The sequence below is a fragment of the Tropicibacter naphthalenivorans genome, assembly GCF_900176475.1.
Taxonomy (GTDB): domain Bacteria; phylum Pseudomonadota; class Alphaproteobacteria; order Rhodobacterales; family Rhodobacteraceae; genus Tropicibacter; species Tropicibacter naphthalenivorans.
On the sequence record NZ_FWXX01000023.1, the window covers coordinates 1 to 21,036 of the forward strand.

At 62.0% G+C, this 21,036-nt stretch carries 17 protein-coding genes and 1 riboswitch; of the genes, 13 read left to right on the top strand and 4 right to left on the bottom strand.

The window, feature by feature from the left end:
* Window positions 1-2,575 (top strand): putative Ig domain-containing protein (locus B9A11_RS20610; RefSeq protein WP_200807330.1); only part of this gene is annotated, 2,575 nt, incomplete at its 5' end.
* Between the two features lie 77 nt (window positions 2,576-2,652).
* Here B9A11_RS20610 and B9A11_RS20615 read toward each other — a convergent pair.
* Window positions 2,653-2,970 (bottom strand): DUF2218 domain-containing protein, encoded by a 318-nt coding sequence (locus B9A11_RS20615; protein ID WP_058249427.1) that lies wholly within the window; start codon window positions 2,968-2,970, stop codon window positions 2,653-2,655.
* Window positions 2,971-3,059: 89 nt separating this feature from the next.
* On the opposite strand from B9A11_RS20615, the gene B9A11_RS20620 reads away from it, so the two are divergent.
* From B9A11_RS20620 to bluB, 5 genes are all read left to right on the top strand, one after another.
* Window positions 3,060-3,965 (top strand): siderophore ABC transporter substrate-binding protein, encoded by a 906-nt coding sequence (locus B9A11_RS20620; RefSeq protein ID WP_058249426.1) that lies wholly within the window; start codon window positions 3,060-3,062, stop codon window positions 3,963-3,965.
* Window positions 3,966-3,968: 3 nt separating this feature from the next.
* Window positions 3,969-4,916 carry an iron chelate uptake ABC transporter family permease subunit gene (locus tag B9A11_RS20625; protein ID WP_058249425.1) on the top strand — a complete coding sequence of 316 codons (948 nt, stop codon included), beginning with the start codon at window positions 3,969-3,971 and terminating at the stop codon, window positions 4,914-4,916.
* On the top strand, window positions 4,909-5,850 hold the full coding sequence (locus B9A11_RS20630) for an iron chelate uptake ABC transporter family permease subunit (protein ID WP_058249424.1): 942 nt from the start codon (window positions 4,909-4,911) through the stop codon (window positions 5,848-5,850). The genes B9A11_RS20625 and B9A11_RS20630 overlap by 8 nt, the downstream gene beginning before the upstream one ends.
* Entirely contained in the window at window positions 5,847-6,581 is a 735-nt protein-coding gene (locus B9A11_RS20635) for an ATP-binding cassette domain-containing protein (protein ID WP_058249423.1), read from the top strand. Before B9A11_RS20630 ends, B9A11_RS20635 begins: the two co-directional genes overlap by 4 nt.
* Before the next feature lie 38 nt (window positions 6,582-6,619).
* Window positions 6,620-6,801: riboswitch (cobalamin riboswitch) on the top strand.
* A 47-nt stretch (window positions 6,802-6,848) separates the two neighbouring features.
* Window positions 6,849-7,529 carry a 5,6-dimethylbenzimidazole synthase gene (gene bluB / locus B9A11_RS20640; RefSeq protein WP_058249422.1) on the top strand — a complete coding sequence of 227 codons (681 nt, stop codon included), beginning with the start codon at window positions 6,849-6,851 and terminating at the stop codon, window positions 7,527-7,529.
* 248 nt (window positions 7,530-7,777) lie between these two features.
* On the opposite strand, the gene B9A11_RS20645 is transcribed toward bluB, so the two are convergent.
* Both B9A11_RS20645 and B9A11_RS20650 read right to left on the bottom strand, forming a co-directional pair.
* Entirely contained in the window at window positions 7,778-9,484 is a 1,707-nt protein-coding gene (locus B9A11_RS20645; RefSeq protein WP_084662847.1) for an AIPR family protein, read from the bottom strand.
* A gap of 99 nt (window positions 9,485-9,583) precedes the next feature.
* On the bottom strand, window positions 9,584-10,747 hold the full coding sequence (locus B9A11_RS20650; protein ID WP_058249420.1) for an alpha-hydroxy acid oxidase: 1,164 nt from the start codon (window positions 10,745-10,747) through the stop codon (window positions 9,584-9,586).
* A gap of 152 nt (window positions 10,748-10,899) precedes the next feature.
* On the opposite strand from B9A11_RS20650, the gene B9A11_RS20655 reads away from it, so the two are divergent.
* Together B9A11_RS20655 and B9A11_RS20660 are read left to right on the top strand one after the other, a co-directional pair.
* Window positions 10,900-11,430: a heme NO-binding domain-containing protein gene (locus tag B9A11_RS20655; protein ID WP_234988921.1), complete on the top strand. Its 531-nt coding sequence runs from the start codon at window positions 10,900-10,902 to the stop codon at window positions 11,428-11,430.
* Window positions 11,431-11,433: 3 nt separating this feature from the next.
* Window positions 11,434-12,795: an ATP-binding protein gene (locus tag B9A11_RS20660; protein ID WP_058249418.1), complete on the top strand. Its 1,362-nt coding sequence runs from the start codon at window positions 11,434-11,436 to the stop codon at window positions 12,793-12,795.
* Between the two features lie 11 nt (window positions 12,796-12,806).
* On the opposite strand, the gene trpA is transcribed toward B9A11_RS20660, so the two are convergent.
* A complete protein-coding gene (gene trpA, locus B9A11_RS20665) occupies window positions 12,807-13,598 on the bottom strand; it encodes a tryptophan synthase subunit alpha (protein ID WP_058249417.1) in 792 nt (263 codons plus the stop codon).
* A gap of 178 nt (window positions 13,599-13,776) precedes the next feature.
* On the opposite strand from trpA, the gene B9A11_RS20670 reads away from it, so the two are divergent.
* The 5 genes from B9A11_RS20670 to B9A11_RS20690 all read left to right on the top strand — a co-directional run.
* Complete coding sequence (locus B9A11_RS20670) at window positions 13,777-16,149, top strand: nidogen-like domain-containing protein (RefSeq protein ID WP_083499973.1); 2,373 nt, start codon at window positions 13,777-13,779, stop codon at window positions 16,147-16,149.
* A gap of 141 nt (window positions 16,150-16,290) precedes the next feature.
* Entirely contained in the window at window positions 16,291-17,154 is an 864-nt protein-coding gene (gene ppk2, locus B9A11_RS20675) for a polyphosphate kinase 2 (RefSeq protein ID WP_234988922.1), read from the top strand.
* Between the two features lie 64 nt (window positions 17,155-17,218).
* Complete coding sequence (locus tag B9A11_RS20680; protein ID WP_058249414.1) at window positions 17,219-18,574, top strand: MATE family efflux transporter; 1,356 nt, start codon at window positions 17,219-17,221, stop codon at window positions 18,572-18,574.
* 70 nt (window positions 18,575-18,644) lie between these two features.
* Window positions 18,645-19,742: a redox-regulated ATPase YchF gene (ychF, locus tag B9A11_RS20685; protein ID WP_058249413.1), complete on the top strand. Its 1,098-nt coding sequence runs from the start codon at window positions 18,645-18,647 to the stop codon at window positions 19,740-19,742.
* A gap of 320 nt (window positions 19,743-20,062) precedes the next feature.
* Window positions 20,063-21,036 (top strand): AAA family ATPase (locus B9A11_RS20690; RefSeq protein WP_084662849.1); only part of this gene is annotated, 974 nt, incomplete at its 3' end.

Here is a 21,036-nt window from a genome sequence, read left to right on the forward strand (position 1 = left end):
GACGCAGGGCGGCGGCACGGATGTCTATCTGGTGCAGCCGGGCGGCTTTGGTGGCACGACCGTTGACCCCGACTTTATCGCAGGCACCACCGGCGATGAGACCCTGTCCGGCGGCGTCAGCGACGACACGGCGGTGGGTCTGGACGGCGCGGACGAGCTGCAAGGCGGCACCGAGGACGATATGCTTTACGGCGGTCGCGGCAACGACACGCTGGATGGCGGCGATGGCGACGACACGCTGACCGGGGACGCGGGCGACGACTCGATCGTGGGCGGCTTTGGCGCGGATGACATCTACGGCGACGAAGGTCTGGATACGGTCACGGGCGGCTTTGGCAATGACGACATCGAAGGCGGTGATGGCAACGACCTGCTGTTCGGCGACGCGGGCGTCGACACCCTGAGCGGCGAGAACGGCAACGACACGCTGAACGGCGGCGATGACCGTGACACCCTGTACGGGGGCGACGATCAGGACGAGCTGAACGGCGGCGCGGGCGACGACTATATCCAAGGCGATAGCGGCGACGACGACCTGAACGGCGACGCGGGCCAAGACTACCTGTCCGGTGGCAATGGCTTTGACAGCCTGCGCGGCGGTCTGGACAATGACACCCTTCAGGGCGGGCAGAACACCGACTATGCGGTCTTTGACGGCTTGCAGGCCGAGTATACGATCACCCAAGGCGGTAGCGTCGGTTCGGCCAGCTACGTCGAGCACACCGGCGGCACCACGCTTGACGGGCGCGATACGCTCTACAGCGTCGAACGTCTGATCTTTGCCGATGGTATGGTCATCATGTTCGACAATGCGCCGGTGCTGGATGGCTATATCGGCACGCAGAATTGGCGCGCGGGCATGTCCTACACGCTGGACGCCGATCTGTTCACCGAGGTCGACAATGACGCCATGACCGTGACGGCAACCCTGTCCGGCGGGGCTGCGCTGCCTGCGTGGCTGGTGTTCGACCCCACGGCGCTGGAATTGACGGGCGTGCCGGTGGATGGCGCGGCGGGGACGTATCAGGTGACTCTGACGGCCACCGACTCTCAAGGGCTGTCGAACTCGATGACCTTCAACGTCAACGTGACAGAAAGCCGGATCGACGGTACGGCGGGCAACGATTCCTTGAATGGCAGCTACCAGCTGGATCGGATCTTTGGCTACGCCGGGGATGACACGCTGCGCGGCAACGGCGGCGGCGATTTGATCGAAGCGGCCGAGGGCGCGGACTTTGTCTATGGCGGGTCCGGCGACGATACCGTCAACGGCGGCATCGGCAATGACGCGCTGTTTGGCGACGGTCAGAACGATGTTCTGAACGGCGACGCGGGGGCCGATACGCTGGATGGCGGCGCGGACGATGACACGCTGAACGGCGGCGATGACAACGACAGCCTGCTGGGCAGCACCGGCAATGACGTGCTGAACGGCGAGGCGGGCTTTGACACGCTGGACGGCGGCGAGGGGAATGACACCCTCAACGGCGGCGACGACAACGACAGCCTGCTGGGCAACCTCGGCGATGACGCTCTGAACGGCGAGGTCGGCAACGACACGCTGGATGGCGGCGACGGCGCGGATACGCTGGCCGGGGGCAACGGCGGTGACCGGCTGATCGGCGGCACGGGCGATGACTCGCTGCTGGGTGAAGTTGGCAACGACCTGCTGCAAGGCGGCGATGACAACGACACGCTGGATGGCGGCTTCTCGCACGATACGTTGCAGGGCGGCGCGGGCGATGACCTGCTGATCGGCGGCTATGGCGATGACAGCCTCGATGGCGGCGCGGGGATCGACACCGCTGACTATTCGGGCTTTGGCGGCAACATCGTGGTCAACCTCAACAACACCGGCGCGCAGAACACCAACGCCGGCGGCACTGACACGCTGACCGGGATCGAAAACCTGATCGGCGGTGATCACGCCGACCGTCTGACGGGCCGGACCAACGACAGCCTGCTCGAAGGCGGCGCGTCTTCGGACCGGCTTTATGGTCTGGGCGGGGATGACACGCTGGATGGCCAAACCGGCAACGACCAGTTGCTGGGCGGCACCGGGGCGGACCTGCTGATCGGCGGCACCGGCTATGACGTCCTGATGGGCGGCAGCGAGAGCGACACTCTGCAAGGTGGCAGCGGCAACGACCAGTTGCGCGGTGGCGACGGTGCGGACACGCTAGAGGGGGGCATCGGGCGCGACGTGCTGATCGGCGGTGATTTTGTCGGTGGCGGCGTTGGCTTCCCCGGCGATGGCGCGGCGGATGTGTTCGTGTTCAACAGCGCTGCCGAGTCGACCCGCTTTGGCGCGGGCCGCGACATCATCCGCGACTTCGAAGACGGGCTGGACATGATCGACGTCAGCGGCATCGACGCCGACGAAGGCACCGCGGGCAACCAAGCCTTTACCCTGATCGGCACGGCGGCCTTCAGCCACACGGCGGGCGAGCTGCGCTACGTCAACACCGCCGCCGCGACCTTGCTGCGCGGCGATACGGACGGCGACGGGGTGGCGGATTTCGACGTCTACCTGAACGGGGTGATCGCGCTGGACGGGTCGGACTTTATCCTCTGACCTTGCGCTAACGCTTTGAAATCTGGCGCGCCCCTTTGCTGGGGCGCGCCTTTTTTGTTGTCGGTGTCTGGCGCCTGTCAGGCCCAGTCCATCGCCTCGAACCCTTCGCGAAAGGCAAAGCGCGCAAGGTGGCTGTCGATGATCCGCTTGGCCTGCGACAAACCATCTAGCGTGGCGGCCTGCACGGTGATGCGCAGCGTATCGGGGCTGGCCTGCATGGTGCACGGCCCGGTCCCAAGCGCCGCGGTCCCGGTGCCGCCCTCGACGTGGGTTTCGATCTTATGGGCAAAGTGTTTGCACAGCTGCGCGACATATTTCTCGCCGTTTTGGGTGTCGAAGCGTCCGGTCGCTTGCAACGCCGGGTTTGTGATTGCGTGCACATCGTCTGTTTGCATTTGCAGAATTCCTGAGTTATCTCGTCGGGTATAACTTGAGTGTTATAGTCGGAAATTGCAACCCGCAGCGAACATCATAGGAAAACGCCATGAAAATCCCCTTTGCCGCCCTTGCCTTGGCCTGCGCGCCGCTGACCGCCATGGCGCAGGACGTCACGGTCGATGCCTTTGGCGGGCCGGTCACCGTTGCCCAATCCCCCGAGACCGTCGTGGCGCTGGACTTGGCCGCGATCGACACGCTTCACGCGCTTGGGGTGCCGCTGGACGGGGTGCCGAACCTCACGCCGCCCGCCTTCCTTGCCAGCGCCTTTGACGGTGTGCCGAACGTCGGCACCCTGTTCGAGCCTGATTTCGAAGCTTTGGCGGTGCTTGGCCCCGATCTGATCGTGGCGGGCGGGCGCTCTCAGCCTGTTGTCGGCGCGCTGTCCGAACTGGCCCCGACGCTGGACATGACCATCGACGGTCTCGATCTGGTGGCCGAAGCAAAGGCCCGCACCACCGCCTACGGCGCGATCTTTGACAAGACCGCAGAGGCCGAGGCGTTGAACGCGGCGCTGGACGCCAAGATTGCGCAAACCCAAGAGGCCGTGTCCGGCAAGGGCAGCGCGCTGATCCTGATGGCCAATGGCGGCAAACTGTCGGCCTATGGGGCGGACAGCCGCTTTGGCTGGTTGCACAGCGTCACGGGGCTGCCGCAGGCCTACGCCGACATCTCGGTCGAGTCGCACGGGCAGGCGGTGTCCTTTGAATTCATCGCCGAGGTGAACCCCGAGTGGATCCTGGTCATTGACCGTCTGGCCGCCATTGGCCGCGCGGGCGAAGCGGCGGCGGCCACGCTGGACACGCCGCTTTTGGCGCAGACCACCGCCGGGCAACGCGGGCAGATCCTGTATCTGGATAGCGCACCGCTGTATCTGGCGGCGGGTGGGGCGACCGCCCTGCCGCATATCCTTGATCAGCTGATCGACGGTTTTCAGGCCACAAACGGGAGCTGACCCTTGCGCAGCACGACCTTTGCGGTCCTTGGGCTGGCCCTCTTGGCGGGGGCGAGCCTTTTGATCGGCGCGACCAATATCCTGACCGGCGATCTGGACAGCGGGATGATCCTTGCCATTAGCCGCCTGCCGCGCACGCTCGCGGCGATCCTTGCCGGGGCGGGGCTGGCGCTGGCGGGGGTGGTGATCCAGCAAGTGGTGCAGAACCGTCTGGTCGAGCCGGGTCTGGTCGGCACCCCCGAGGCGGCGATGATCGGCCTGCTGGGCGTGACGCTGCTGGCCCCCGGTGCCGCGCTGATCGTCAAAATGTCGGCGGCCGCCGGGGCGGCGCTTGTCGGCACCTTTGGTTTTTTCGCCCTCGCGCGGCTTGTCCCGCGCCAAGACCCGATGCTGCTGCCCTTGATGGGGTTGATCTATGCCGGCATCCTCGGCTCTGCGGCCATGTATATGGCGTGGCTCACCGATCTGGTGCAATACATTGGCATCTGGCAGTCGGGCGAGTTTTCCGGCGTGCTCAAAGGCCGGTACGAGCTGCTGTGGCTGGTCGCGGGGCTTGGGGTCGCGCTGTATGTGCTGGCGGATCGGATCACCATTCTGGGACTGGGCGAGGACTACGCCCGCTCGCTGGGGTTGAACTATCGCCAGACCGTCAGCATGGGCCTGACCATCGTGGCGGTTCTGGTGGCGGTGATCGTGGTCACGGTAGGGGCGATGCCCTTTGTGGGGCTGGTGGTGCCCAATATCGTCTCGCGCATTTGGGGCGACAACCTGCGGCGGAACATGCCGATGGTGGCGCTGCTGGGCGCGCTGTTCGTGCTGGGGGCCGATGTGATCGGGCGGCTGGTCCGCTGGCCCTACGAGATCCCGGCGGCAACGGTCTTTGCCATTGTGGGGGCGGTGATCTTTTTGGGGCTGCTCTACCGGCCAAAGCGGCGGGCGACCCATGCCTGATCGCCGGGTGATGCTTTTGGCGCTGGGGCTGGTGGCCGCATCCAGCCTGTTTCTGCTGTGGAACCTGCGCGGCCCGGTGGCGTACATCCTGGACTTGCGCGCCGAAAAGCTGGCGGTGCTGGTGCTGGTGGGCGCGTCGGCGGGGGCGTCGACCGTGGTGTTCCAGACGGTGGCGATGAACCGCCTGCTGACGCCGGGGATCGTGGGCTTTGACGCCTTGTTCGTGTTCTTGCAGACGATGCTGGTGATGGGCATGGGCAGCGCGCAGATGCTGGCCCTGCCGCCGGTGCCCAAGTTCGTGGTGGAAGCGGCGCTGATGACCGGCCTTGCCGTGGCGCTGTTCGGCCTGATCCTGCGCAAGGGGGCGGGCGACGTCATTCGGATGATCCTGACCGGGGTCATCATCGGCACGCTGCTGCGCGCGCTTGCGGGCTTTGCGCAGCGCCTGCTGGACCCGTCCGAATTCGCCGTGCTGCAACAAGCCTCTGTGGCCAGTTTCAACGCGCTGGATGACCGCTTGATCGGCATCGCGGCGGTGCTTTTGGGGCTGGCGTTTGTGCTGTGCCTGCGCCTTGCGGGGCGGCTGGACGTGGCCGCCTTGGGGCGGGACAAAGCCCGGACGCTGGGCCTGCGCTACGACCGTTTCGTGCTGCTGGCGCTTTGCGTGGTATCGGTGATGGTGGCCGTGTCCACCGCGCTTGTAGGGCCGGTGGTGTTCCTTGGCCTGTTGGCCGCCAGTCTGGCGCAGGCCACGCTACGCGATCACCGCCACGCGGTGCTGATCCCGGCGGCGGCCTTGATCGGTGCGCTGATCCTTGTGGTCGGGCAAACCGCGTTCGAGCGGCTCTTTGGGCTGCAATCCTCACTGGCCATCGTGGTCGAATTCGCAGGGGGGCTGGTGTTCCTCGCCCTCGTTCTCAGGAGACCAACATGATCGAGATCGACAACCTTCGCCTGACCCGCGGCGGTGCTCCGGTGCTGTACGGGATCGACCTGCGCATTCCGGCGCAGGGCATCATCGCCATCATCGGACCGAACGGCGCGGGAAAATCCACCCTGCTGCATACGGTGGCGGGGTTGATCGCGCCGGATGCGGGGCACGTCACGATCGAAGGGCGCAACATCCACGCCATGACCGAAGCCGAGCGCGCCTTGCACCTGTCGGTCCTGACCCAAAGCCAAGGCGCCGTCCCTCGGCTAAGCGTGGCCGAGCTGATCGCCTTTGGCCGCTGGCCCCATCACCGGGGGCGACCCGGCCCGCAGGATCGCGCCGCCATCGCCGAAGCCATCGACCGCTTTGAGCTGAAGCCGCTGCTGGACCGCGAGGTCGAGTCCCTCTCGGGCGGGCAGAAACAGCGCGCCTACGTGGCCATGGCCTATGCGCAGACGACGCCTTGGATGCTGCTGGACGAGCCGCTGGCCGCGCTCGACCCCAAGTATACGCGCGACATCATGGATCGGCTGCGCGGCCTGACGGATCGGACGGTGCTGCTGGTGCTGCACGATCTCGCGGTGGCGGCGATGTATGCCGATTGGGTTGTGGGGCTCAAGCACGGGCGCGTTCACTGCGCCGGACCGTGGCGCGAGGTGGTGACCTCTGAAGTGTTGTCGGACCTCTATGGCGTGCCCTTGGAGGTCACCGAAACCTCGGTGATTTGGGCCTGATCGGGCGCTTGCGATCTTGTCAAAGGGCGCGCTTTTGGGCAAAGTCCGCGCCGTCAGGTGCCCTCCTTTGCCGGGGGGATAATCGGGAAGTCGGGGCAGAACCGACGCGGGCCCGCCGCTGTAAGAGGGACGAATTGGCACAGGCCACTGGAGCACTCCGGGAAGGCGCCAACTTCGGATGAACTCAAGCCAGAAGACCGGCCTGACGACATGGCGCGCGATGTATGGACGGCATCGCGGCAATGTTCGACCTATAGGAGGCCACCCGTGCCCAACCCGTCCCTGTGCGCGCCGTCGCGCGCCCGCGTCTTTACCGAAACCGAACGGCAATCGCTGTACGACGTGATCTTTAACCGGCGCGACGTGCGCAACGAATTCAAGCCCGACCCCATCGACCCCGCCGCGCTCGATCGCGTGTTGCGCGCGGCTCATGCGGCGCCGTCGGTTGGCCTGTCGCAGCCATGGAACTTTATCCTGATCCGCGATCCCGCCCGCCGCGCCCGGATCAAGCGCGCCTTTACCCGCGCCAATGACGAAGCCGCCGCGATGTTCCCCGAAAACCGCCGCAGCGATTATGCGGCGCTCAAGCTGGAGGGGATCGAGAAAGCGCCGCTGAGCATCTGCGTGACCTGCGATCGCACGCGCGGCGGCAAGGTGGTATTGGGGCGCACGCACAATCAGGATATGGATTTGTATTCAACGGTTTGCGCGGTGCAAAACCTATGGCTCGCGGCCCGCGCCGAGGGCATTGGAATGGGTTGGGTCAGCATCTTTCACGAACAGGACGTCAAAGACATCCTGAACCTGCCTGAGCACGTCACGGTGGTGGCCTACCTGTGCCTTGGCTACGTGGACGCGCTGTTCGACCGCCCGGAACTGGCCGCCCGCGGCTGGGCGACAGAGGACGATCTGGCCTCTGTGGTGATGCAGGAAACATGGGCGGGCTAAGCCGCTTGGGGCGGCCTGTATACACGGGTGAGGCCGGTGCTTTGTTTTGAGGGCTGATCCGGGGCCCCTTGGGGGTGGGATGGGGCCCCGGATGAAGGCTCCTCCTGGAGGTTTTGCGGCGAAACCTTGTTTGTTAACAATGGGTTAATTTGCCTGGTTGGGTTTGGCGCTGCAAGCGTGCCCTCCAAAATGCTAGCGTAGCATTTGATTTGAAATAAAGGTCGCAGGCAGGCAAATCAGTTCGCGTGTTAGTTCGTATCCTGTGTAGAGTTCACTGATTTTGCTGCAATAATTCGATCTTTCACGCAATCCTTAATCTTTTCCTTGAACTTCGGTCCTTTTGCTACCTGATCGGAAGCACCTTCACCTTGAAACATTAGCCAAACCTCATCGATAGCCTTATTGATAGCGCCATCGGAAATGTTCCCCCTTAAGTTTGCGACCCGCTGAGGAGTAAGGGAAAGAGAATGCGCTGCCATAGCTATTACCCAGTACAACACATAGAATCTTATGTTGTTTCTGTCTTTGGAGACGAGTTCTGGTTTTTTCTTTAATTCCACTTCAACGCGTTTTATCGTATCGGCAGCCACAAAATATGCGTCGAGCGGGTAATCTTCTGTGAAAATCGACGTGTATACAGAATCCACTTTAATAATTGATGACGGGCGCGCACGCGCATTATCCGGCTCTCCCCGAAAGAGAGTCATTGCAGCTTGAGCTAGAAGAGATATGCTAACGATCTTATTCGCGGGTCTTCCTTCGTTCTTATAGAAGTTTTTGCGTCGATCGTAATACAGGCCATTGTTTTTGAGGTGATGTTCTATATCCCTCTGAATTTTGTCTGTCGCTCTAAGGGATGCGGATGGTACTGTGTTTTGGCTGTTTGTTGCCTTGATGATCTTGTCACGTATTTCATCATCTTCTGATGCAACGACCTTGACCATCACACTTCGTTTCTCGGCATTGTCACGAGTTTTGCGATATTTTCCGATTTCCGTGCTAGTTTGCAGGCCATTCACAATTTGGGGATTTTCAATCGTGATACATGATCCAGAGGAAGTTGCGCGTGATGCTAGAACTGTTACGCCGTTATTGAACCACCAAAAGTCCCGTTCACTTTCGGTTTCAAGTGTTGTAGATATTTCGCGATTCACCTCGGTAGATCCTTGATAGTCGCGAACATTCGCCTCAAACAAATCGGTCCTAATTTCTTCCCCGCCTGCACAGAGAAACTCGAAAAATCGATCAAGTTTAACTAATGCAATGTAGCCTCCAGAACCATTCAAGGCTTGCTCAAAGGTCAAGTCAAAGGTTTGGGTTGGTTTCTTTCTGGCAAGGGCGACGATTTCCTTGGCTCCCCAAAAATAAAACTTTACTTCGGCTTCATCAAACAGAGAGGATACCTTATCTACAAGCTCTTTTGACTTCAGCTTGGTGTTGTTGTGTATGTCGTCTGTGCTTTTGGTGCAGGCGTAAATAACTTTAATTGAAAGCGAGGGGAATTTTGAAGCAAGGCGGGTGTAGCATTTCCTAAATATCCCAGCTTTAGATCTAACCTCTTCATTATATTGCGTTAGATCGTTAAGATCTGTGGTGAGGTCTAAAAGGTGCCCAATTGAGGAAATGAGGCTGTTTATCGGTGTTTCGGAGAAGCCTTTACTAGATTTGCTTTGGACGATAATAACTTCAATATTGGCTGTTTTTTTGATGCTGGTGTAATCGAAGTCTTCGGTTACGTAATCGTCGTTTAATAGTACGTAAAAACCGTCGATGCCCCCATCGTGCTCGCCGTCAACTATGCCCTGCTCAATCTCTTCGTATGATAACTCGTAATCTTTCGTGGCCTGCTCGCCGCAGAATATCTCAAAGAAATCTTCTTTCGACATTTCACTGGCCACTTCGAGCCTTTTGTCTTCAAGAATTTGTGATAATATTACTTCAGAGTTGCTAGCCAATTTAGCTTCCTTGTTTGCATTTCTCCTCTTGTGTGCACCTAATCAGCTAATGAAAACAACCGCAAGTGGTTTTCTTTTCGTCGCCATTTGGGTGAAAACTCACCCCCAATCCCCCGCAAACCCCTTCGGAACCATCAAAATATCCCGGTCCACGCCGTTGATATCCCGGTGGCCGCAGAGGGCCATGGACATGTCCAGCTCTTTGTGGATGACCTCCAAAGCTTTGGTCACCCCCGCCTGGCCCATGGCGCCCAGACCATAGACGTAGGCGCGGCCGATCCAAGTGCCCTTGGCGCCCATGGCCACGGCCTTGAGCACGTCCTGGCCCGAGCGGACGCCGCTGTCGAGGTGGACTTCGATCTTGTCGCCAACAGCGTCCATGATGGGTTCCAGAGCGCGGATGGAGGAGAGCGCGCCGTCCAGCTGCCGCCCGCCGTGGTTCGACACGACGATGGCGTCGGCGCCGACGTTGCAGGCCTCCAAAGCGTCGCGCGGGTCGATGATGCCCTTGATGATGAGCGGGCCGTCCCACATCTTGCGGAACTCGCGGATGCGGTCCCAATCGAGGGATTGATCGAAGCTCTGCGCGGTCCAGGTGGTCAGCGAAGAGGGGTCGGTGACGCCCTTGGCATGGCCCACGATATTGCCAAAGAAGCGGCGCTTGGTTTGCAGCATCCCGAGGCCCCACTGGACCTTGGTCATCATGTTGGCGACGGATTTGGGGGTCAGCTTGGGCGGGGCGGAGAGGCCGTTCTTGAGATCCTTATGGCGCTGGCCCAGCAGTTGCAGGTCGACGGTGATGACGGCGGCGGAGCAGTTGGCGGCTTTGGCGCGGTCAAACAGACGCTGCATGAAGTCGTCGTCCTTGAGGGTGTAGACCTGCATCCAAAAGGGTTTGTTGGTGTGCTCGGCCACGTCTTCGATGGAACAGATGGACATGGTCGAGAGGCAGTAGGGCACGCCAAAGTCGGCAGCGGCCTGGGCGGCTTTGATCTCGCCGTCGAAGTGCTGCATGCCGGTGAGGCCGACGGGGGCGAGGGCGACGGGCATCGACACGTCCTGGCCGATCAGCTGCGTGGCGGTGGAGCGGTTGGCCATGTCGATGGCAACCCGTTGGCGCAGGTAGATTTTATCGAAGTCAGAGACGTTCTCTCGGAAGGTCTGTTCGGACCAAGAGCCGCTCTCACAGTAGTCGTAGAACATCTTGGGGACGCGCCGTTTGTAGATGCGCTTGAGGTCTTCGATTTCTGTGATCACAGGCATGGCGGACTCGCTTGGTCAAAATTGGTAAGGTCTGGTTACCAATAAAGGCGGGGAGGTACAATCCTATGCGTTGTGTTGCGCGCTTTAATCCAGAGTTCACGCATTTGCTGTAGCCCATGAACCGGGTCGGTCTGGAGGTGCCCGTGAAAGGCATGATTTTTACGGAATTGCTGGATTTGGCCGATCATCTCGCGGGCGAGGAGGCGGTGGATAAGCTGCTGGATGATCTCGATCTGGACAGCGACGCGGCCTATACCTCTGTCGGGAATTATCCCTGCTCAGAGCTGGTGCAGATCATGACCGCGCTCGGCGCACAGTCGGGTGTGTCCTGCGACGAGGTGCAGCGCGAATTTGGCCACTGGGTTTTGGGGATATTTACCGATCGGTACCCGCATTTCGTCAAAGACAAGCATACGGCCTTTGACCTGCTGGAGGTCATCGAAACCGAAGTCCACGCCGAGGTGCGCAAACTTTACCCCGACGCCGAATTGCCGACCTTTCGGACGCGGCGGCTGGGGCCGGATCGGATGGAAATGCACTACCACTCGGAACGGCCTCTGCGGTCGTTTTGCCATGGCCTGATCGAGGCGTGTTTGCAGCGTTATGGGGTCACGGGGCAGGTGCGCATCGCGCAGGACAATGGGGCCAGCGACACCGTGTTTGACATCCAGCTGGAGCGCTAGCCGGTGGAGCCGTTCCCCCCTTTCAAAAGCGAGCGTGTTTCGCGGCGGCGCTATGAGCGTGAAAGGCGTGGGCGCCAAGAGGCGGAGCGGATTCTCGAACACCTGAGTCGGGAACTCTACGAGGCCAACGCGGCACTCAAGGCGCAGGCGGCGTCGCTTGAGGAAACGGTGCGCCACCGCACCGAGGAATTGCGCGCCGCCAAGGTCGCCGCGGAAACCGCCAGCGATGCCAAAAGCGCGTTTCTGGCGATGATTAGCCACGAAATCCGCACGCCTTTGAACGGTGTTCTGGGCATGGCGACGGTGCTGGCGGAAACCGAACTGGACGCGGTCCAGATGGACATGGCCGAGGTGATCCTGACCTCCGGCAATGGCTTGCTGGCATTGCTGAATGACGTGCTGGACCTGTCCAAGATCGAAGCGCGGCAGATGGAAATCGAGGAAATCGGCTTTGATCTGGCGAACCTCATGGCCGAACAGCGCCGCATTTTTGAGCTGCGCGCCGCCGAAAAGGGGTTGAGTTTTCGGATGTCGGGGCAAGCGGGGTTGCCCAGCTATATTCAGGGCGATCCCAATCGGTTGCGGCAGGTGGTGTCGAACCTATTGTCCAACGCGATGAAGTTCACGGCCAAGGGCGGCGTGCATCTGGATGTGTCGCTGGATCAATGGCTGTTGACCGTGGCGGTGACCGACACCGGCCCCGGCGTGCCGGAAACCAAGCGGCACAAGCTGTTCAAACCCTTCAGCCAGACCGATGCGTCGATCACGCGCCAATATGGCGGTACCGGGCTGGGGCTGGCGATTTCACGGCAAGTGTGCCGGTTGATGGGTGGTGATCTGGTATTTCGGCCTGCGCGCGGCGGTGGATCGGTGTTTACCGCAACCATGCGCTTGTCGCCCCCGAACGTGGGCGCCGCGCCAGTCGATCTGGGGCATTGTCCCTTTCAAAAGGTGCTGGGCGCGCGGCGTTGGCGGATTTTGGTCGCCGAGGATTCGGAAACGAACCGCAAGGTCGTGGAGTTGCTGCTCAAACCCTTTGATCTGGACATCCGTATGGTGTTCGACGGGGCGCAGGCGGTGGAACAGCACTTGGCCCGGCCCTTTGACCTGATCCTAATGGATGTGAACATGCCGGTGATGAACGGGCTGGCGGCCGCGTCGCTGATCCGCCAAGAAGAAGAACGGATCGGGGCAGAGCGGGTGCCGATCATCGCGCTGACCGCCAACGCGATGACCCATCAGGTGTCGGACTATTTGCGGCAGGGTATCGACGCCCATGTGGCCAAACCCGTCCGCCGAGAGGATTTGGCCCGCGCCATGGCGTTGCAACTGTGCGAGCAGACCCGCGCCTTGATGCAGGGGTAGGCGACGGCGTCTTAGGCCGAATGCGCACCGTCGGCCAAGCCTTTGACAAAGCTCAGGACTTCGGAAACCGGCTTGCCCGCTGCGATCTCGGCCACGATGGCAGAGCCCACGACGCAGCCATCCGCCACCGAGGCAATCTCGCGCGAGGTGTCGGGCGTGCGGATGCCAAAGCCGACGATGATCGGCAGGTCGGTTTTCGCCTTGATGCGGGCGACCTCGGGGGCCACGTCCGCCGCTTGCGCCGCCGCCGCACCGGTAATCCCGGTGATCGAGACGTAGTACACAAAGCCAGAGGTGTTTTGCAGCACCTTCGGCAGGCGTTTGTCGTCGGTGGTCGGGGTCGCGAGGCGGATAAAGTTAAGACCTGCGGCCTGCGCGGGAATGCACAGTTCTTCGTCTTCTTCCGGGGGCAGGTCGACGACGATCAGCCCGTCGATGCCTGCCTCTTTGGCGTCGACCAGGAATTTATCCACGCCGCGATTGTAGATCGGGTTGTAGTAGCCCATCAGCACGATGGGCGTGGTGTCGTCCTCTGCCCGAAAATCGCGAACCATTTGCAGCGTGCGCTCTAACGACATGCCGTGGTCCAGCGCGCGCTGACCGGCCAGCTGGATGGTCTCGCCGTCGGCCATGGGGTCGGTAAAGGGCAGGCCCAGCTCGATCACGTCGACGCCCGCGCCCGGCAGACCCTTCATCACCTCAAGCGAAGTTTCCACATTAGGATCGCCTGCCATGATATAGGCCACAAAGGCTTTTTTGCCCTGGGCGCTGAGGTCGGCAAACTTGGTCTCGATACGGGTCATGGCGGTCTCCGGCTATGGTTGAAGGTCTGTTGCCAGCCCGCGCGGGAAAAATCAATGGCTGGCGTGCGTGCGCCGTGAAGTCGGGAATACCCGACTGCCGCCATAGTTGACCGAATCCGCGCGCCGCCCTTACACTTTTCCGTAATTTTACGGCGCATTTTATAGTGAGGATTTAACGATGACGACGGCACGCATAGCAAGTAGCCCGTCCCTGTTGGCCGGTTTCGGCGGGGATGCGGGCTTTGGGTCCGAATTTCTAGGGCGCAATGACGATGGATCGACCAGTTTTGTCGATGCCACGTCGATTTTCGAAAATGGCATTAACTTCTTCGGCACCGTTTATGATGGTTTTTTCATCAATAACAACGGCTCGATCACCTTTTTGGCGCCGCGCAGCACCTATACGCCGGATGTGATCACGGGTGTGTCGAACAACCCCGAGATCACGCCGTTCTTTGGCGATGTGGACACGCGCAACAGCACCGATATTGGCGATCCAACGGAAGGGGGCAATTCCACCGGCAGCAACCTTGTCTATTGGCACATGGACAGCGTCGGCGACCGGATCATCATCACCTGGGACGACGTCGGGTTTTACCAGCGCGACAACAGCTTGTTGAACGCCTTTCAGCTGGTGATCAGCGACGAAGGCAACGGCGATTTCGATTTCCAGTTCCGCTACGAGGATATCAACTGGACCACGGGCAACGCCTCGGGCGGCACCGATGGTCTGGGCGGCACCCCGGCGCGGGCGGGCTGGACGGCGGGCACGGGCGTCGCTGGCGAGTTCTTTGAACTGCCGCAGTCGGGGGACGAGTCCGGCATCCTCGCGCTGGACATCACCGGCGGCAACACCGGCCTGACGGGCATCTGGGAGTTCCAGGTCCGCAACGGTGGCGTGGTTGAGAGCGAAATCCCCCGCGCCGAGGTCGAGGCTGGCGGCTGGGTCACGGGCGACCCGCACCTGCTGACGTTGGACGGGATGAACTACAGCTTTCAGGCGGTGGGCGAATACGTGCTGCTGCGCTCGACCCGCAACGACTATGACTTTGAAATACAAGCGCGTTTCGTGCCTGCCGGGGTCGAAAATGTCTCGCAGACGCAGGCGATTGCCACGGCCATCGACGGCCAAGAGATCACCATCGACCCGACCTGGCCCGGCGACACGCCGCTGCTGATCAACGGCACGCCGATCAACGTGGCGGACTTCGGCTCGGTCAACGTGGGCAACGGGCGCATCTACCGCGAAGGCGACACCTACACCATTGTTTATCCCGGCAGTGACGGCGTCATGGACGGCAGCGATACGCAGGTGGCGGTGATCGTACGCGGCGACCGGGTGGACATGAACCTTGCGGTCTCGGCAGAGATCCTTGGCGATCTCGAAGGTCTCTTGGGCGACGGCGATGGCCGCCTGTCCAACGATGTGGCCTTGGCCGATGGCACGCCCCTGTCCAGCGGTTTGCCCTTTGACGAGCTGTATGGCCAGTTCCGCGACGATTGGCGCGTGACCACGACGACCCAGAGCCTGTTCACCTATCTCATCGGTTTTGGCCCGAACAGCCATTATGACCCGGACTACCCCGGCGAAGTCATCACCTTGGCCGATCTGGACCCGGCGGTGGTCGCCGCAGCGCAAATCGCGGTGCAAAACGCCGGCATCCCCGAGGGCACGCCGAACTACGACAACGCCGTGCTGGACTATGCGCTGACCGGCGATACGACCTTTATCGAGTCGGCGGCACAGGCACCCGTGGGCTTTGACGACGGCACCGAAGCCGCGGATTTTCTCACCGGCACGGACAGCGCCAACCGGATGTTTGCCCTTGGCGGCAATGACACGCTCTATGGGCAGGGCGGCGACGACACGCTGCGCGGCGGCACGGGGCAGGATTTCATCAGCGCGGGCGACGGCGCGGACGAGGTCTTTGGCGACGGCGGCAATGACACGATCTTTGGCGAGGCGGGCGACGACTTTTTGCGCGGAGGGCGCGAGTTCGACGAGATCTACGGCGGCAGTGGCAACGACCAATTGCGGGGCCAGCGCCATGGCGACTTGATGCGTGGCGACGCGGGCAATGACAATGTCAACGGCGGCGGCGGTCAGGACAGCCTGTATGGCGGGATCGGCGACGATTTCGTCAAAGGGGGCACGCGCCAAGACCTGCTGGACGGCGGCGATGGCAACGACACGCTGATCGGCAACCGCCACAATGACACGCTTGATGGCGGGGCGGGTGACGACACGCTGAACGGCGGCGGCGACGACGATCTGCTGGTTGGCGGCACGGGCAACGACACCATGAAGGGTGGCGCCGGGGCCGATGTCTTTCGGTTCAACGAAGAGGACGGCACGGACGTGATTGTCGACTTTGATGTCACGCAGGACCGGCTGGAGCTTATCGACTGGCAGTCGGTGTCGGTTGTCGTGCTGGACGACGGGATCCGCTTTAGCAGCTTTGGGGCCAACAGCATCCTGCTGGAAGGGCTGGACGCCGACGATGTTGCCTCGATCAATATCGATCACCTTACGGCGACGGACCTTTTCTGATGGCCATTTGACACGGCTCAAGGCGGGCGGGGGCAACATGTGACAGACTCTGGGCAACACCGAAAAGGAGAGACGATGCCCAAGGACAGCACAGCCCCGCTTAGCCCCAAATCCAAGGTCGGTCTGCCCGCCGTTGTGGGGATGCCGACGCCCAGCACGGACGAAATCCGCCGTGCCTTTGAAACCGGTCGCTACCCCTATAGCAAAAAGATGAAGCGCCGCGATTACGAACGTGAAAAGGCCATGTTGCAGGCCGAGCTTTTAAAGGTGCAGCTGTGGGCGCAGGAGACCGGGCAAAAGTTCGTGCTGCTGTTCGAGGGCCGCGATGCCGCTGGCAAGGGCGGTACGATCAAGCGCTTTACCGAGCACCTGAACCCGCGCAACGCCCGCGTCGTGGCGCTGAACAAGCCCACCGACGAAGAGCGCGGCCAGTGGTATTTCCAACGCTATATCCAGCACTTGCCCACCGCCGGAGAGATCGTTCTGTACGACCGCTCTTGGTACAACCGCGCCGGGGTCGAACGGGTCATGGGCTTTTGCGAGCCGAACGAGTACCTCGAGTTCATGCGTCAGGCACCGGATCTGGAAAAGATGCTCGTGCGGTCCGGCATCCGGCTGTACAAATACTGGTTCTCGGTCACGAAAAAGGAACAGCGCGCGCGGTTCAAATCGCGTGAGACCGATCCGCTGAAACAGTGGAAGCTGTCGCCCATCGATAAGGCCAGCCTCAACAAATGGGACGACTACACCGAAGCCAAGGAGGCGATGTTTTTCTACACCGACACCGCCGATGCGCCGTGGACGGTGATCAAGTCCGATGACAAGAAACGCGCCCGGCTGAACTGTATGCGCCACTTCCTGTCGACGGTGGATTATCCGGGCAAAGACCCGCGCATCGCCGCCGCGCCGGACCCGTTGATCGTGGGCGGGGCAAGCCATGTGATCCACCGGGCCGATCATATCCTTGGGACCGCGCTGCACCCCGATACGCGCAAAAGCGTGTAGTCTGTTTCAGCCTCTTGCCTAAGCGCGGGGGCGGGGGTACGGCATTGGGATGAAGAGTCCTGTTATGTCGTTCCCCCAGCACATCCGCGCCGTTCTGACCCTTGGCCTGCCGCTGATCGGCGGGCATTTGGCGCAGTTTGCCATTGGCCTGACCGATACCATCATGATGGGCTGGTACGGCGTGCCGGAATTGGCGGCGCTGACCTTGGCGTCGTCGTTTTTCTTTACGGTGTTTTTGTTCGGCTCGGGCTTTGCCTGGGCAATGATGCCGATGGTGGCGACCTTTGCCGCGCAGGGCGACGAAGTGCAGATCCGCCGGGCGACGCGCATGGCGCTGTGGCTGTCGATCCTGTATTTCGCGGTGATGATGCCGCTGTTCTGGTGGTCTGCGCCGCTGCTGCGCGCCATGGGGCAGCCCGAGGATTTGGCCGTACTGGCGCAGACCTACCTGCGGATCGCCGGCTTTGGGATGCTGCCCGCGCTGGGGGTCATGGTGCTCAAGAACTACCTCGCGGGGCTGGAACACACCCGCGTCGTGCTGTGGGTCACCGTGGCGGCGGCGCTGGCGAATGTGGTGCTGAACTACGCGCTGGTCTTTGGCAACTGGGGCGCGCCCGAGCTGGGCATCAGAGGGGCGGCGATTGCCTCTGTCGCGGTGCAGGTCGTGTCGCTGGTGCTGATCATCGCCTATGCCTTGCGGATTTTACCGCAGCACGCGCTGTTCCAGCGCTTTTGGCGCCCGGACTGGGAGATGTTCGGGCAGGTCTTTCGCCTTGGGCTGCCCATCGGGCTGACCACGCTGGCCGAGGTGGCCTTGTTCGCGGGGGCGTCGGTGCTGATGGGGATGCTGGGGACGGTGCCCTTGGCGGCGCACGGCATCGTGCTGCAAATTTCGACCGCGACCTTCATGATGCAAATGGGCCTGTCCAACGCCGCCACGGTGCGGGCGGGCAATGCGCTGGGGCGCGGCGACGCGCAGCACATGCTGACCGGGGCCAAGGCGGCGCTGACCTTGGGCGCTGTGGGCGTTGGCCTGTCCATCGCGCTGTTCGTGACGATCCCCGAGCTGCTGGTGGGCCTGTTCCTTGACCCGAACGATCCGCAGCGGGCCGAGATCCTTGCCATGGGGGCCAAGCTGATGGTGCTGGCGGCGCTGTTCCAGCTGGTGGACGCGACTCAGGTGCTGCACATCGGCCTGCTGCGCGGCCTGCATGACACGCGGGTGCCCATGTGGGTGGCCGCCTTTGCCTATTGGGGCGTGGGGATGCCCGCCGCTGCCGGGCTTGGGATCTGGCTGGGCTGGGGGGCCGAAGGCGTCTGGCTGGGCCTGACGCTGGGTCTGACCGTCGCCGCCGTGCTGCTGACGGCGCGCTTTTGGCGCCATGGCGCGAGCTTTGTCACTGCGCCGCAGCCGCAATAGCCCCACCACGCTTGCAAGCCAGCCCCTGCCGGATTAAGAGCAGCCCGTCACGCAACAAGGAGGGCGCCTGATGGGCTTCCGTATGGGTATCGTGGGTCTGCCGAACGTCGGCAAGTCGACCCTGTTCAACGCGCTCACCAAGACCGCGGCCGCGCAGGCGGCGAACTTTCCGTTCTGCACGATCGAGCCGAACGTCGGCGACGTAGCGGTGCCGGACGCACGTCTGGACACGCTGGCCGAGATCGCCGGTTCCAAGCAGATCATCCCAACGCGCATGACCTTTGTGGACATCGCCGGTCTGGTGAAAGGCGCGTCCAAGGGCGAAGGTCTGGGCAACCAATTCCTTGCGAACATCCGCGAGACGGACTCGATCGCGCATGTGCTGCGCTGCTTTGAGGACGACGATGTGACCCACGTGGATGGCCGCGTCGACCCGGTGGGCGACGCCGAAACCATCGAGACCGAGCTGATCATCGCGGATATGGAGAGCCTTGAGAAGCGCTTGCAGAACATCGTGCGCAAGGTGCGCGGCGGCGACAAGGAAGCCGTCCAGCAAGAGCGCCTGATGAAGATGGCCATGGCCGCGTTGGAAGAGGGTAAGCCCGCGCGCACCGTCGAGGTGGACGCCGAAGACCTCAAGCAGTGGAAGATGCTGCAACTGCTGACGGCCAAGCCGATCCTGTACGTCTGCAACGTCGACGAGGGCGAAGCGGCGACGGGCAACGCGCTGTCCGCCGAAGTGGCCGAAATGGCCGCCGCGCAGGGCAACAGCCACGTCATCATCTCTGCCAAGATCGAAGAGGAAATCAGCCAGCTCGACGCCGAGGAAGCCGCAGAATTCCTTGGGGAACTGGGTCTCGAAGAGGCGGGTCTGGATCGCTTGATCCGCGCCGGTTACGAGCTGCTTAACCTTCAGACCTATTTCACCGTCGGCCCTAAAGAGGCGCGCGCCTGGACCATCAAGGAAGGCACGCAGGCCCCGCAGGCCGCAGGCGTCATCCACGGCGATTTCGAGCGTGGTTTCATCCGCGCCGAGACCATCGCCTATGACGACTACGTCGCCTGCAAGGGCGAGGCGGGCGCAAAGGAAGCGGGCAAGATGCGCGCCGAGGGCAAGTCCTACACGGTGCAAGACGGCGACGTGCTGCACTTCTTGTTCAACACCTGATTTGTCGCGACCGGCGCGGGACACGACCTTTTGAAATCACCAGGGTAATTTTGCCATTCGGGGCATTTCGGCTGCCACTTGACGGGTCTTGCTCTGCCACCTTCGGCTAAGTCATTGATTTCTCGTGACCGCGAAAAACGTCGCTCCGACCGGGGCGGCGTTTTGCATGGAAGGTGGCCGGGCTTTACCTTTTGGCTTTGGGGCGCCTTCTTCTACCGCATGACACAGCATCTTCCCATCGGCCTCATACGGGGCGCCTGATCCGCCCCTTGCCCTGCTTTGCGGGGTTCATTCCCCATGGCCCACGACGGAAGACCACCATGACCAAGATCCAGATTATCCAGGTGCGAGAGTTCAGCACCGATCACGTTGAGATGAAAAAGCGCCTGCGCAGTTTTCTCCAGGAATTTCGAGCGCGAAAAATCACGCGACAGCTCGTTGGTGATGACGAGTGGTCTGCCGAACTGGACGACATCGAAGCCGAGATCAGCGACGCGGCGGTTCCCGGCAGCGAGCTGACCTACAAGGACGAAGCGGCCATCGCGGATCGCGTGCGCTGCCTCGTGGCCAAGCGCATCCGTGCAAGTGGGACGGCTCATTTGAAGGACGACGACCGCGAGCGGCTCAGCCCGAAAGAGGCGTGCATGCGGGCCATCATGGCACCGTCCGAGCATTGGGCGGACGGAGTCGCCGCGGCGCTGAATGCCGAGATGCCATGGATGGGACGGGCGACGGAAACCGCCTGGCATGACCTGCGCCGCGCCGCCCGCCGCGGCACCCCGATCAAGATCCAACCCCTGTTGCTCAACGGTCCTCTTGGGATCGGGAAAAGCGCCTGGACGCGGTCCTTGGCCAATCGCCTCAAGCTGCCGATGGGGCAGAGCGATGCGGGTGCGGGCAGTGCAGGGTTTGACATTGCGGGCGTGGAACGTGGCTGGGGAAGCTCCACGCCAGGGCGGCCCGTGAACCTGCTGCTGGATCACCGCATCGCCAACCCGATCTTCGTGGTGGATGAGATCTGCAAGGCAGGCGTCGAGAAATCCACGAGCGGGCGGGTGTTTTCGTTGACCGAGGCCATGCTCGGCCTGATGGAGCCGGGTTCGGCCCGCGCCTGGAATTGCCCCTATTTCCGCGTGACGTTCGACATGAGCCACTTCTCCTGGCTGTTCACTGCCAATCAGCTCGACACCGTGCCCGAGCCATTCCTTTCTCGCTGTCAGATCGTGGAGGTTCAGGACATTGAACCGCTCCTGGTTTTCCGGAGGCTCCAAATCAAGGAAGGATTGGAGCCATG